This window comes from Citrobacter sp. wls826 (assembly GCF_005281245.1).
Classification (GTDB): Bacteria; Pseudomonadota; Gammaproteobacteria; order Enterobacterales; family Enterobacteriaceae; genus Citrobacter; species Citrobacter braakii.
In genome coordinates, this window is the sequence record NZ_SZWS01000027.1 from 49,615 (window position 1) to 62,729 (window position 13,115).

A 13,115-nucleotide genomic window follows, 5' to 3' on the forward strand; every position below is an offset into this window, starting at 1 on the left:
GATAACGAGGAATAAAGAATGTTAGATAACACCCGTTTACGCATAGCTATGCAGAAATCAGGTCGTTTAAGCGATGATTCACGCGAATTGCTGGCCCGTTGCGGCATTAAAATTAATCTTCACACCCAGCGCCTGATCGCGATGGCTGAGAATATGCCGATCGATATTCTGCGCGTGCGTGATGACGATATTCCGGGTCTGGTGATGGACGGCGTCGTAGATCTCGGCATCATCGGGGAAAACGTTCTCGAAGAGGAACTGCTCAACCGCCGGGCCCAGGGTGAAGATCCGCGCTATTTTACCCTGCGTCGTCTGGACTTCGGCGGCTGCCGTCTTTCGCTGGCTACCCCGGTTGATGAAGCCTGGGATGGCCCGGCAGCGCTGAACGGTAAGCGTATCGCTACCTCTTACCCACACCTGCTTAAACGTTATCTTGATCAAAAAGGGGTGTCGTTTAAATCCTGTCTGTTAAACGGCTCTGTAGAAGTCGCTCCCCGCGCAGGTCTGGCTGATGCGATTTGCGATCTGGTGTCAACCGGAGCCACGCTTGAAGCCAACGGTCTGCGTGAAGTAGAAGTGATTTACCGCTCTAAAGCCTGCCTGATTCAGCGCGACGGCGAAATGGCCGAAGCCAAGCAACAACTGATCGACAAACTGCTGACCCGTATTCAGGGGGTTATTCAGGCACGTGAATCAAAATACATCATGATGCACGCGCCGAGCGAACGTCTGGACGAAGTCATCGCCCTACTGCCAGGCGCTGAGCGCCCTACCATTCTGCCACTGGCAGGTGACCAACAGCGCGTAGCCATGCACATGGTCAGCAGCGAAACCCTGTTCTGGGAAACGATGGAAAAACTGAAAGCGCTCGGCGCCAGCTCCATTCTGGTGCTGCCGATTGAGAAGATGATGGAGTGATAGCCATGAGCTTCAATACCCTGATCGACTGGAATAGCTGTAGCCCCGAGCAGCAGCGCGAACTGCTGATGCGCCCGGCGATATCCGCCTCTGAAAGCATCAGCCGCACGGTGGCCGAGATTCTTGAGAACGTCAAAAATAACGGCGACCGGGCGCTGCGTGAATACAGTGCGAAGTTTGACAAAACCGAGGTCGGCGCGCTGCGCGTCACCGAAGAAGAAATTCAGCAAGCCAGTAGCCGCCTGAGCGACGAGTTGAAACAAGCCATGCAGGCGGCGGTGCGTAATATTGATGCGTTCCACACCGCGCAAATTCTGCCGCCGGTGGATATTGAAACTCAGCCTGGCGTGCGCTGCCAGCAGATTACTCGCCCTATCGCCTCCGTAGGCCTGTATATTCCAGGGGGATCGGCACCGCTCTTCTCGACCGTATTAATGCTGGCGACCCCGGCGCGTATCGCTGGCTGCAAAAAAGTGGTGCTCTGCTCACCGCCGCCGATTGCCGATGAAATCCTCTACGCCGCGCAACTGTGTGGTGTAAAAGAGGTGTTCAACGTGGGCGGCGCGCAGGCCATTGCCGCGCTGGCGCTGGGTACCGAATCTATTCCTAAGGTCGATAAAATCTTCGGGCCAGGCAATGCGTATGTGACCGAAGCCAAACGTCAGGTCAGCCAACGTCTTGACGGCGCGGCTATCGACATGCCTGCGGGCCCGTCTGAAGTGCTGGTTATCGCCGACAGCGGCGCGACGCCTGACTTTGTTGCTTCCGATCTGCTTTCTCAGGCCGAACACGGCCCCGACTCGCAGGTTATCCTGCTGACGCCAGACGCTACGCTTGCCGAAGGCGTGGCCAAAGCCGTTGAACGCCAGCTTGCCGAGCTTTCCCGCGCCGACACCGCTCGTCAGGCGCTCGCCGCCAGTCGACTGATCGTCGCCAGAGATCTTGAGCAATGCGTGGCCATCTCTAACGCCTACGGCCCAGAGCACCTGATTATTCAGACCCGTAACGCGCGTGAACTGGTTGACGATATCACCAGCGCTGGTTCGGTATTCCTGGGTGACTGGTCTCCTGAGTCGGCTGGCGACTATGCTTCCGGCACCAACCACGTTCTTCCGACCTACGGCTATACCGCAACCTGCTCAAGCCTTGGGCTGGCTGATTTCCAGAAACGGATGACGGTACAGGAATTAACTCCCCAAGGTTTCTCTGCCCTGGCCTCCACCATTGAAACACTGGCCGCGGCTGAACGACTGACTGCCCACAAAAATGCCGTCACCCTGCGCGTTAACGCCCTGAAGGAGCAAGCATGAGCACTGACAACTTTCTCAGCGTCACTGATTTAGCCCGTAAGAATGTTCGCGAGTTAACGCCCTATCAGTCTGCCCGTCGTCTTGGCGGTAACGGTGACGTGTGGCTCAACGCGAATGAGTACCCAACCGCCGTTGAGTTCCAGCTACGCCAGCAGACGCTGAACCGCTATCCGGAGTGTCAGCCGAAAGCCGTAATTGAGAATTACGCGCAGTATGCTGGCGTCAAACCAGAGCAGGTGCTGGTCAGCCGCGGTGCAGATGAAGGGATCGAACTGCTGGTGCGCGCTTTTTGCGAACCCGGTAAAGATGCAATTCTCTACTGTCCGCCGACTTACGGCATGTACAGCGTCAGCGCCGAAACGATTGGCGTTGAATGCCGCACCGTCCCGACCCTGGATAACTGGCAGCTGGATTTACAAGGCATCGCGGACAAGCTTGATGGCGTGAAAGTGGTCTACGTATGCAGCCCCAATAACCCAACCGGCCAGCTGATAAATCCGCAGGACCTACGTTCACTGCTCGAAATGACGCAGGGTAAAGCCATCGTGGTCGCTGATGAGGCCTATATTGAGTTTTGTCCGCAGGCTACGCTGGCAGGCTGGCTGTCTGAGTATCCGCATCTGGCAGTATTACGTACGCTGTCTAAAGCGTTTGCTCTCGCCGGTTTACGCTGCGGATTTACACTGGCGAATGAAGAGGTTATCAATCTGCTGTTAAAGGTGATTGCCCCCTACCCGCTTTCTACCCCGGTAGCGGATATTGCCGCCCAGGCGCTGACGCCACAAGGGATTTCCGCCATGCGCCAACGCGTAGAGCAGATCCTGCAAGAGCGTCAGTATCTGGTGGAGAACCTGAAAACCATTCGCTGTGTAGAGCAGGTTTTCGACTCTGAAACCAACTATGTTCTGGCGCGCTTCACCGCATCAAGCAGCGTATTTAAATCTTTGTGGGATCAGGGCATTATCTTACGAGATCAGAATAAACAACCTTCATTAAGCGGCTGCCTGCGAATTACTGTCGGAACCCGCGAAGAGAGCCAGCGCGTCATTGACGCCTTACGTGCGGAGCAAGTATGAGCCAGAAGTATCTTTTTATTGACCGTGATGGAACCCTGATTTCCGAACCGCCAAGTGACTTTCAGGTCGATCGCTTTGACAAACTCGCCTTCGAGCCGGACGTCGTTCCCGTTTTGCTGAAGCTGCAAAAAGCCGGCTTTAAGCTGGTGATGATTACTAACCAGGATGGACTCGGTACGCAGAGCTTCCCGCAGGCCGATTTTGACGGTCCGCATAACCTGATGATGCAAATTTTCACCTCTCAGGGCGTAGCATTTGATGAGGTGCTGATCTGCCCGCACCTGCCAGCGGACGCGTGTGATTGCCGTAAGCCAAAAGTGAAACTGGTTGAGCAGTATCTGGTTGAACAGGCCATGGATGTGGCAAACAGCTACGTCATTGGTGACCGGGCGACCGATATTCAGCTCGCAGAAAACATGGGCATTAGCGGATTACGCTACCACCGTGACACCCTGAACTGGGCGATGATCGGCGAGCAGTTGACCAAACGAGACCGCTACGCGCACGTTGAGCGTAATACCAAAGAGACGCAGATTGACGTCAAAGTCTGGCTGGACCGCGAAGGCCGTAGCAAAATCAATACCGGCGTTGGCTTCTTTGACCACATGCTGGATCAAATCGCCACCCACGGCGGTTTTCGCATGGAGATTGCCGTCAAAGGCGATCTGTATATTGACGATCACCACACCGTTGAAGATACCGGTCTGGCGCTGGGTGAAGCCTTAAAGCTGGCATTAGGCGATAAACGCGGTATCAACCGTTTTGGTTTTGTGCTGCCGATGGACGAGTGCCTGGCACGTTGCGCGCTGGATATCTCGGGGCGTCCGCACCTGGAATACCGCGCGGAATTTACCTACCAGCGCGTTGGCGATCTGAGCACAGAGATGATTGAACACTTCTTCCGTTCACTCTCTTACACCATGGGTGTCACCTTGCACCTGAAAACCAAAGGGAAAAATGACCACCACCGTGTGGAGAGCCTGTTTAAAGCCTTTGGCCGTACGCTGCGTCAGGCTATTCGCGTAGAAGGCGATACGCTGCCCTCCTCGAAAGGAGTGCTGTAATGAACGTGGTGATCCTTGATACCGGCTGCGCCAACCTGCACTCGGTGAAATCCGCCGTCGCACGCCATGGATACGACCCGGTTGTCAGCCGTGACCCGGACGTAGTGCTGCGTGCCGATAAACTGTTTCTACCGGGCGTCGGTACCGCTCAGGCGGCTATGGACCAGTTGCACGAGCGTGAACTGATTGAACTGATTAAAGCCTGTACGCAACCGGTACTGGGGATCTGCTTAGGCATGCAACTACTTGGCCGCCGCAGCGAAGAGAGTAACGGTGTCTCTCTGCTGGGCATTATTGAGCAGGACGTTCCGAAGATGACCGATTTCGGTCTGCCGCTGCCGCATATGGGCTGGAATCGCGTCTATCCGCAGGCGGGAAATCGTCTGTTCCAGGGCATTGAAGATGGCGCATATTTCTACTTTGTACACAGCTATGCTATGCCGGTGAACCCGTGGACCATCGCCCAGTGCCATTACGGCGAACCATTTACCGCGGCAGTACAAAAGGACAATTTCTTTGGCGTGCAGTTTCACCCTGAACGCTCGGGCGCGGCTGGGGCGCAGTTGCTGAAAAACTTTCTGGAGATGTAATGATTATTCCGGCATTAGATTTAATCGACGGCACGGTGGTGCGTCTTCATCAGGGCGATTACGCAACGCAACGTGATTATGGCAACGATCCTCTCCCCCGTTTACAGGATTATGCAGCTCAGGGTGCCGAAGTACTGCACCTGGTTGATTTAACTGGCGCGAAAGACCCGGCGCAGCGGCAGATCCCACTGATTAAAACGCTGGTCGCTGGTGTCAATGTTCCGGTACAGGTTGGCGGTGGCGTGCGCACTGAATCGGACGTTGCGGCGCTGCTTGACGCAGGGGTGGCGCGCGTGGTGGTAGGTTCGACGGCAGTAAAATCCCCCGAGGTAGTCAAGAGCTGGTTTGCCCGTTTTGGCGCCGACGCGCTGGTACTGGCGCTGGACGTTCGTATTGACAAGCGCGGTAATAAACAGGTAGCGGTTAGCGGCTGGCAGGAAGATTCCGGGGTTTCTCTGGAAGAACTGGTTGAGACCTATTTACCCGTCGGCCTGAAGCACGTGCTGTGCACCGATATCTCCCGCGACGGCACGCTGGCTGGCTCAAACGTCGCGCTTTATGAAGAAGTGTGCGCCAAATATCAGCAGGTAGCATTCCAGTCATCTGGCGGCATTGGAGGGATCGAGGACGTAGCAGCCCTGCGTGGAACCGGCGTACGCGGCGTGATCGTCGGACGCGCCCTGCTGGAAGGTAAGTTCACCGTTGAGGAGGCCATTCAATGCTGGCAAAACGCATAATTCCTTGTCTGGACGTTCGTGATGGGCAGGTGGTAAAAGGCGTCCAGTTTCGCAATCACGAGATTATTGGCGACATTGTCCCGCTGGCAAAACGCTATGCCGATGAAGGCGCAGATGAACTGGTGTTCTACGATATCACCGCCTCCAGCGATGGCCGCGTAGTGGATAAAAGCTGGGTATCTCGCGTGGCGGAAGTGATCGATATTCCGTTCTGCGTTGCCGGTGGCATTAAATCCATCGTCGATGCGGCGCGCATCCTCTCCTTCGGGGCGGATAAAATCTCTATCAACTCCCCGGCGCTGGCTGAACCGGAGCTTATCACTCGTCTGGCTGACCGCTTTGGCGTGCAGTGTATCGTGGTAGGCATTGATACGTGGTATGACGCCGAAACCGGAAAATATCATGTTAATCAATATACCGGGGATGAAAGCCGTACCCGCGTCACACAGTGGGAAACGCTGGACTGGGTGCAGGAAGTACAAAAACGCGGCGCAGGCGAAATCGTCCTGAACATGATGAACCAGGACGGCGTGCGTAACGGTTATGACCTGGAACAGCTGAAAAAAGTGCGCGACGTTTGCCACGTACCGCTGATTGCCTCCGGCGGCGCGGGCACCATGGAACACTTCCTTGAAGCCTTCCGGGACGCCGACGTTGACGGCGCGCTTGCCGCCTCCGTCTTTCACAAGCAAATTATTAATATTGGCGAATTAAAAGCGTACCTGGCAACACAGGGCGTGGAGATCAGGATATGTTAACGAAGCAACAATGCCGCGAGCTGGACTGGGAAAAAACCGATGGACTGATGCCAGTCATCGTGCAGCATGCGGTTTCCGGTGAGGTACTAATGCTGGGTTATATGAACCCGGAAGCACTGGATAAAACGCTTGAAAGCGGCAAAGTGACCTTTTTCTCGCGGACCAAACAGCGCCTGTGGCCCAAGGGTGAAACCTCCGGTCACTTCCTGAACGTGGTGAGCATCGCGCCCGACTGCGACAACGACACCCTGCTGGTGCTGGTTAACCCGATTGGCCCGACCTGCCATAAAGGCACCTCAAGCTGCTTTGGCGATGCCAGCCACCAGTGGCTGTTCCTGTATCAACTGGAGCAACTACTGGCCGAACGTAAAACCGCTGACCCGGCAAGCTCCTACACTGCGAAGCTGTATGCCAGCGGCACTAAACGTATTGCCCAGAAGGTAGGCGAAGAAGGCGTAGAGACCGCGCTGGCCGCAACCGTGAACGATCGTTTCGAACTGACCAATGAAGCCTCTGATCTGATGTATCACCTGCTGGTTCTGCTGCAGGATCAGGACCTGGATCTGACGACGGTGATTGAGAATTTACGCAAAAGACATCAGTAATAGACAGATACCGGCACGATGCCGGTATCTTTATTTAACTGAGTGTTTAATCATTTCCGAATAAATCTCTGGTATAGACTTTATCGGCTACATCCAACAGTTCTTCGGCCATCCGGTTAGAGATTATAACATCGGACTCGGTTTTAAATTTAGTCAGATCACGCTCAACCCGCGAATTGAAAAAACTATCATCTGGCAATACAGGCTCATAGATTATGACCGGGATACCTTTCGCTTTAATACGCTTCATAATACCCTGGATAGACGATGCCCGGAAATTATCTGAGCCACTTTTCATAATCAATCGGTAAATACCGACAACCTTTGGCTTTCGTGAAATAATTGCATCAGCAATAAAGTCTTTTCGCGTCCGGTTAGCATCAACGATTGCTGAAATAATATTATTGGGTACAGATTTATAGTTGGCGAGTAATTGCTTAGTGTCTTTTGGCAGACAGTATCCACCGTAACCGAATGAGGGATTGTTGTAATGGTTACCAATACGCGGGTCCAGACAAACCCCTTCGATGATCTGTCGAGCATTAAGCCCCAGAGTTTCTGCATAGCTATCAAGTTCGTTAAAATAGGCAACACGCATCGCCAGATAGGTATTTGCAAAGAGCTTGATTGCTTCGGCTTCAGTTGAATCTGTAAATAGGGTCGGAATATCTTTCTTCAGAGCCCCTTCCTGTAGCAGTGCAGCAAACGTTTCAGCACGGGAAGATCGTTCACCAATTACTATGCGTGAAGGGTACAAATTGTCATATAGCGCTTTACCCTCTCGCAGGAATTCTGGGGAAAAGATGATATTGTCTGAGCTATACTTTTGACGCATCGATTGAGTAAAACCAACAGGAACCGTCGATTTTATCACCATTACCGCATCTGGATTTATTTTAATAACATCCTGTATAACTGACTCGACGCTGCTAGTATCGAAATAATTAGTTTTGGGATCGTAATCTGTTGGGGTAGCAATAATGACAAATTCTGCGCTCTGATAAGCTTCGTTCTTATCCAGTGTAGCTTTGAATGTTATATCTTTTGATTGCAGATACTGTTCTATTTCATGATCAACTATCGGAGATATCCGATTATTTAGCATCTCGACACGGGAAGGAACTATGTCCAGAGCAATGACCTGATGATGTTGGGCGATAAGAAGACCATTTGACAGGCCAACATATCCGGTACCAGAAATGCTGATTTTCATTTCATGCTCTCAGTATTATCTTAATATTTAATCATGATGTTGTACATCCTGATAAGAGAATAATGTTTTAACGTTTTGTTGAATATTGTGTCAACGAAGGTTAAAACAATTCAGATTTTCTTTATCAGAGTACGCTAGAAATATTAAGTAAAGATTAAGCAATCAACTTAAATCAATAAGATTTGGGATAAAAAAAAACCCGGTCAAAAAACCGGGCCAGTGAACGCCAGAAGACTTATTCCATCCATTCAGTATGGAAAACACCTTCTTTATCAGTACGTTTATAAGTATGCGCACCGAAGTAGTCACGCTGGGCCTGAATCAGGTTTGCAGGGAGCACCTCTGCACGATAGCTGTCGTAATAAGCGACAGCAGCAGAGAATGTCGGTACCGGGATACCATTCTGCACAGCATACGCAACAACATCACGTAGCGCCTGTTGGTATTCATCGGCAATGTTCTTGAAGTACGGGTCGAGCAGCAGGTTTGCGATACCAGGGTTTTTAGCATAGGCATCGGTGATTTTCTGCAGGAACTGCGCGCGGATGATGCAGCCCGCACGGAAGATTTTTGCAATCTCGCCGTAGTTCAGATCCCAATTATGCTCGTCAGATGCGGCACGCAGCTGTGAGAAGCCCTGAGCATAAGACACGATCTTACCGAGGTACAGCGCACGACGTACTTTCTCAATAAATTCTGCCTTATCACCCGCAAGCTGAGTTTTAGGACCGGACAGGACTTTAGAGGCAGCAACACGCTGATCTTTCAGTGAAGAGATGTAACGTGCAAACACAGACTCAGTAATCAGAGACAGTGGTTCACCGAGATCCAGGGAGCTCTGGCTGGTCCATTTACCCGTACCTTTGTTCGCCGCTTCATCCAGGATAAAATCCACCAAAAATTTACCATCTTCATCTTTTTTAGTGAAGATATCTTTGGTGATATCGATCAGGTAGCTACTCAGTTCGCCGTTATTCCACTCGGTGAAGGTGCTAGCCAGTTCTTCGTTGCTTAGGCTCAAACCACCTTTCAACAATGAGTAGGCTTCAGCAATCAGTTGCATATCACCGTACTCAATACCGTTGTGTACCATCTTCACATAGTGACCAGCACCGTCGGCACCGATATACGTCACACACGGTTCACCATCTTCTGCAACAGCGGCGATTTTGGTCAGGATTGGGGCAACCAGCTCGTAAGCTTCTTTCTGGCCACCAGGCATAATAGATGGTCCCTTCAGCGCACCTTCTTCGCCACCGGAGACGCCGGTACCGATGAAGTTAAATCCTTCAGCTGAGAGCTCACGGTTACGACGGATAGTGTCCTGGAAGAACGTATTACCGCCATCAATAATGATGTCACCTTTATCCAGATATGGCTTCAGGGAGTCGATAGCAGCATCAGTGCCAGCGCCTGCTTTCACCATTAACAGGATACGACGAGGCGTTTCAAGGGATTCAACAAACTCTTTTACCGTATAGTAAGGAACCAGTTTTTTCCCCGGATTCTCGGCGATAACCTCTTCCGTTTTTTCACGCGAGCGGTTGAAAACGGACACGGTATAACCACGGCTTTCGATGTTGAGCGCCAGATTGCGCCCCATCACAGCCATACCAACGACGCCGATTTGTTGCTTAGACATTATGTACTCCTGTCAGGTGATCTAACGAGCAGATGCATTACTCGCATAATTTCCAACATACTATCGCAAAACCCTGCATCGAAGCCATAACCGGATCTCAACAAGCACTGTTGGTTAAACTCTGGCTTAGAGACTATCTTTTTCTTTAAAATATAACTAAGTTTGTATAAAATAGTCAGTTAATAATGTTTTCGCTTCTTCTCGATTGAAAATCGGTGTAGATTCTGCTTAGCCAAGGAATGTAAATGTCCACCAAGCCATTTGATGCTATCGACATAAATGTGCCTCTTGTTGTTGATTTAGACGGCACTCTGTCTAAAACTGACACACTGCATGAAGGCATTGTGTCAATATTATTCAAAAAACCAATTAAAATAATTGGCTTAACTAAAGCCTTATTTGATGGAAAAACATCTTTTAAATGCTTCGTTACAGAAACTGTGACGCAAAATGCAGACTCATTCTGTTACAGACATAATCTAATAGATTATTTAAAATCAGAAAAACGCAAAGGAAGAGAAATCCATCTTGTAACAGCCTCTAACCAAAAAATTGCAGACTCTATCAATGAATATTTGGGTATCTTTGATGGTGTAAAAGGCTCAGATAATCAATTGAATTTAAAAGGTGTCAATAAGTTAGCATGGCTAAAAGATAGATTCCCTCAGGGTTTTATTTATGCAGGTGATCATAAAGCTGATATTACAATCTGGAACGAATCTAAAGGTGTTATTCTTGTAGGAAATGGGAATAAATTTAAGAAAGATATAAAAAATGAAATCCCATGCCTTGCTTTTGAAGATGCAAAGGTGAGTATTTTCAAGCAATGGATGAAACAACTTAGATTACATCAGTGGGCAAAAAACATACTGATTTTTATCCCAATATTTCTGGCACATATCACAAATGATGCGAACGTTATTGCAAAAACTATATTGGCATTTATTGCATTCGGCTTAATTGCCTCCGCAACCTATATTATTAACGATCTTGCAGACCTTGAAGCCGATCGTCGACATAAAACAAAAAGAAACAGACCACTTGCCTCTGGAAATATTTCCACACTCCAAGGAATTCTAGGTGCGTTGATACTATTTTTAATCGGCGGAATAATATCAATAAATTTATCAATAGGTTTAACCTACTGTATTTTAATTTATGTATTGTTAACGCTTTGCTACTCTTTCAAACTAAAAAGAGTTCCAATGTTAGATGTTTCAATCATCGGCGCTCTTTTTACATTAAGAATAATCATGGGTTCGGTATTGAATGATCTTCCCCTATCTCCATGGTTGAATTCATTCTCAGCCTTGCTATTTTTCTCATTAGCTCTGGCAAAACGGCATGTTGAAATTCTCAAATCTGATCAAACAATGACTAATAAAATTGGTGGTCGCGGTTACACTCATCAAGACTGGCCATTAACTTTAGCCTTTGGTGTAAGTAGCGCGATCTGTTCAATTTTAATCATGCTGCTTTTCCTGACTCAGGAAGCAATGGTGCAGATAAATTACAGTGCTCCTGAATGGCTGCTGATCGAACCAATATGTGTATTCCTTTGGGTTATGAGAATATGGTTCCTTAGTCACAGAAAGGTACTATCAGATGATCCGGTAATTTTTGCTATAAAGGACAAGACAAGCATTTTGTTAGGGTCTACCGCTATTTTAAGTTTTATAATTGCAAGCTATTACTAAGGCGCAACGAATCATGAGTTTACTAATTTTATTACTGGCATTAACAAGTGTATCCCTAAATGCCCTTGCGCAGGTAGCCCTGCGGAAAACAATGCTCACAATAGCACCGCTTCCAGATGCTATAGCTGGATATTTTGGATTTGCAATTCAACTAATCATGAATCCATGGTTTATTGCTGGTATGGCCTGCTATGTGCTGAGTATCGGCTTATGGATGGCAGTACTTGGTAAAGTAGAGGTAAGCCTGGCATATCCACTTCTTTCTGTTGGCTATGTCATTACTGCAGCAATTGGTTATTTCTTCCTGAAAGAAGACATAAACACAATGAGACTCATTGGCTTATCTCTTATCTGTATCGGAATTGTATTTATCTCCAGGAGTGCATAATGCGTCATATAATTACTGGTGGCAGCGGATTTACAGGAAGTGTTTTAACTCAACGGTTGCTTGACAAGGGTCAGGAAGTTATCAATATCGATATCCGTGAGCAACCAAATATAGCCCTACGTCAAAACGTACATTTTGTACATGGCGATGTAACAAACAGCGATACGTTAAAAAAACTTTGCTTGAGAGAGGATGATGTTGTTTATCATCTTGCAGCCAGACAGTTTGCTGATGCGGTACCCAAAACATCACGTGAAGAATGGTTTAATGAAGTGAACGTATGCGGGACAAAAGTAGTTGTGGATGAAATGAAAAATACTGGCTGCCATAAGCTGGTATTCTTTTCGACCGATATGACTTACGGTATCCCTACTGTATGTCCTGTACCACCCAGTCATCCACAAAATCCTCTTGGACCCTATGGTAACAGCAAAATATTAGCTGAGAGAATCATTCGTGGTGAAAATTCAATTGATGCGACTATATTTCGGCCTCGATTAATAACTGGACCTGGACGTTTAGGTATACTTGGTAAATTATTTAAACTTATCCAACATGGCTTACCCGTTCCAATGATTGGCAGTGGAAATAATCGTTACCAAATGGTAAGTGTCGAGGATTGTGCTTTAGCCGCAGAACTTGCTGTTGCCAAAAACTGCCCAAATATCAACTTAAATTTAGGTTCTTCAACACCACCAACTACAAAAGAGTTACTTGGCGGTGTAATTAAACATGCAAAATCTAAGTCTATATTGTTACCAGTCCCTGCTGGATTATTGAAACCAGTGCTTGCGACAATGGACAAAGTAGGACTTACATTACTTTATCCTGAACAATTTGGGATAGCTGATAAAGATGTTCTACTTGATACGTCGCTGACATATGAAACTCTCGGTTGGTCAACGACAAAGTCAGATATAGTAGCAATGTGCGAAGCATACGATTCATATATCGCCAAATAGAAACAAAATTAATGTGGATAGATCAATAAGGATCTATTCACACATTCAATCTGCGTCATAAATAACCCATTACACAAATTTCATATCCATAACTGATACATCCTCTTAATAAATAATCATAAGATGAGATACCAAAGTACTGCTTGCGGTATGGC

13 protein-coding genes are annotated in these 13,115 nt (G+C 48.6%); 11 read left to right on the forward strand and 2 right to left on the reverse strand.

Annotated elements, in window-relative coordinates:
* Positions 1-18: 18 nt before the first annotated feature.
* The 8 genes from hisG to hisIE are packed head-to-tail and all read left to right on the forward strand — an operon-like array spanning position 19 to position 7,058.
* Positions 19-918 carry an ATP phosphoribosyltransferase gene (hisG, locus tag FDW87_RS06185; protein ID WP_003834191.1) on the forward strand — a complete coding sequence of 300 codons (900 nt, stop codon included), beginning with the start codon at positions 19-21 and terminating at the stop codon, positions 916-918.
* A 5-nt stretch (positions 919-923) separates the two neighbouring features.
* Positions 924-2,228 (forward strand): histidinol dehydrogenase, encoded by a 1,305-nt coding sequence (gene hisD, locus FDW87_RS06190; protein WP_046275333.1) that lies wholly within the window; start codon positions 924-926, stop codon positions 2,226-2,228.
* On the forward strand, positions 2,225-3,304 hold the full coding sequence (hisC, locus tag FDW87_RS06195) for a histidinol-phosphate transaminase (protein WP_016156893.1): 1,080 nt from the start codon (positions 2,225-2,227) through the stop codon (positions 3,302-3,304). Before hisD ends, hisC begins: the two co-directional genes overlap by 4 nt.
* Entirely contained in the window at positions 3,301-4,368 is a 1,068-nt protein-coding gene (gene hisB / locus FDW87_RS06200; protein WP_016153556.1) for a bifunctional histidinol-phosphatase/imidazoleglycerol-phosphate dehydratase HisB, read from the forward strand. Before hisC ends, hisB begins: the two co-directional genes overlap by 4 nt.
* Entirely contained in the window at positions 4,368-4,958 is a 591-nt protein-coding gene (hisH, locus tag FDW87_RS06205; protein ID WP_003030129.1) for an imidazole glycerol phosphate synthase subunit HisH, read from the forward strand. Before hisB ends, hisH begins: the two co-directional genes overlap by 1 nt.
* Positions 4,958-5,695, forward strand: coding sequence for a 1-(5-phosphoribosyl)-5-[(5-phosphoribosylamino)methylideneamino]imidazole-4-carboxamide isomerase (gene hisA / locus FDW87_RS06210; protein WP_137379529.1), 738 nt, complete (start codon positions 4,958-4,960; stop codon positions 5,693-5,695). The genes hisH and hisA overlap by 1 nt, the downstream gene beginning before the upstream one ends.
* A complete protein-coding gene (gene hisF, locus FDW87_RS06215; RefSeq protein ID WP_137379530.1) occupies positions 5,677-6,453 on the forward strand; it encodes an imidazole glycerol phosphate synthase subunit HisF in 777 nt (258 codons plus the stop codon). The genes hisA and hisF overlap by 19 nt, the downstream gene beginning before the upstream one ends.
* Complete coding sequence (hisIE, locus tag FDW87_RS06220; RefSeq protein WP_137379531.1) at positions 6,447-7,058, forward strand: bifunctional phosphoribosyl-AMP cyclohydrolase/phosphoribosyl-ATP diphosphatase HisIE; 612 nt, start codon at positions 6,447-6,449, stop codon at positions 7,056-7,058. Before hisF ends, hisIE begins: the two co-directional genes overlap by 7 nt.
* Positions 7,059-7,104: 46 nt before the next feature.
* On the opposite strand, the gene ugd is transcribed toward hisIE, so the two are convergent.
* Together ugd and gndA are read right to left on the reverse strand one after the other, a co-directional pair.
* A complete protein-coding gene (gene ugd, locus FDW87_RS06225; protein ID WP_075848369.1) occupies positions 7,105-8,271 on the reverse strand; it encodes a UDP-glucose 6-dehydrogenase in 1,167 nt (388 codons plus the stop codon).
* A gap of 235 nt (positions 8,272-8,506) precedes the next feature.
* Complete coding sequence (gene gndA / locus FDW87_RS06230) at positions 8,507-9,913, reverse strand: NADP-dependent phosphogluconate dehydrogenase (protein ID WP_137379532.1); 1,407 nt, start codon at positions 9,911-9,913, stop codon at positions 8,507-8,509.
* 245 nt (positions 9,914-10,158) lie between these two features.
* On the opposite strand from gndA, the gene FDW87_RS06235 reads away from it, so the two are divergent.
* The 3 genes from FDW87_RS06235 to FDW87_RS06245 are packed head-to-tail and all read left to right on the forward strand — an operon-like array spanning position 10,159 to position 12,960.
* Complete coding sequence (locus FDW87_RS06235) at positions 10,159-11,610, forward strand: UbiA family prenyltransferase (RefSeq protein WP_137379533.1); 1,452 nt, start codon at positions 10,159-10,161, stop codon at positions 11,608-11,610.
* Positions 11,611-11,623: 13 nt separating this feature from the next.
* Positions 11,624-11,998: an SMR family transporter gene (locus tag FDW87_RS06240; protein WP_047415440.1), complete on the forward strand. Its 375-nt coding sequence runs from the start codon at positions 11,624-11,626 to the stop codon at positions 11,996-11,998.
* Positions 11,998-12,960, forward strand: a complete 963-nt coding sequence (locus FDW87_RS06245) for an NAD(P)-dependent oxidoreductase (protein WP_137379534.1) — start codon at positions 11,998-12,000, stop codon at positions 12,958-12,960. Before FDW87_RS06240 ends, FDW87_RS06245 begins: the two co-directional genes overlap by 1 nt.
* The last annotated feature ends 155 nt before the right edge of the window (positions 12,961-13,115 follow it).

Coding starts and splice junctions, on each gene's coding strand:
- FDW87_RS06240 (WP_047415440.1), top strand. CDS start 11,624: ATGAGTTTACTAATTTTATTACTGGCATTAACAAGTGTATCCCTAAAT.
- gndA (WP_137379532.1), bottom strand. CDS start 9,913: ATGTCTAAGCAACAAATCGGCGTCGTTGGTATGGCTGTGATGGGGCGC.
- hisC (WP_016156893.1), top strand. CDS start 2,225: ATGAGCACTGACAACTTTCTCAGCGTCACTGATTTAGCCCGTAAGAAT.
- hisD (WP_046275333.1), top strand. CDS start 924: ATGAGCTTCAATACCCTGATCGACTGGAATAGCTGTAGCCCCGAGCAG.
- FDW87_RS06235 (WP_137379533.1), top strand. CDS start 10,159: ATGTCCACCAAGCCATTTGATGCTATCGACATAAATGTGCCTCTTGTT.
- hisIE (WP_137379531.1), top strand. CDS start 6,447: ATGTTAACGAAGCAACAATGCCGCGAGCTGGACTGGGAAAAAACCGAT.
- hisA (WP_137379529.1), top strand. CDS start 4,958: ATGATTATTCCGGCATTAGATTTAATCGACGGCACGGTGGTGCGTCTT.
- hisB (WP_016153556.1), top strand. CDS start 3,301: ATGAGCCAGAAGTATCTTTTTATTGACCGTGATGGAACCCTGATTTCC.
- hisG (WP_003834191.1), top strand. CDS start 19: ATGTTAGATAACACCCGTTTACGCATAGCTATGCAGAAATCAGGTCGT.
- hisH (WP_003030129.1), top strand. CDS start 4,368: ATGAACGTGGTGATCCTTGATACCGGCTGCGCCAACCTGCACTCGGTG.
- ugd (WP_075848369.1), bottom strand. CDS start 8,271: ATGAAAATCAGCATTTCTGGTACCGGATATGTTGGCCTGTCAAATGGT.
- FDW87_RS06245 (WP_137379534.1), top strand. CDS start 11,998: ATGCGTCATATAATTACTGGTGGCAGCGGATTTACAGGAAGTGTTTTA.
- hisF (WP_137379530.1), top strand. CDS start 5,677: ATGCTGGCAAAACGCATAATTCCTTGTCTGGACGTTCGTGATGGGCAG.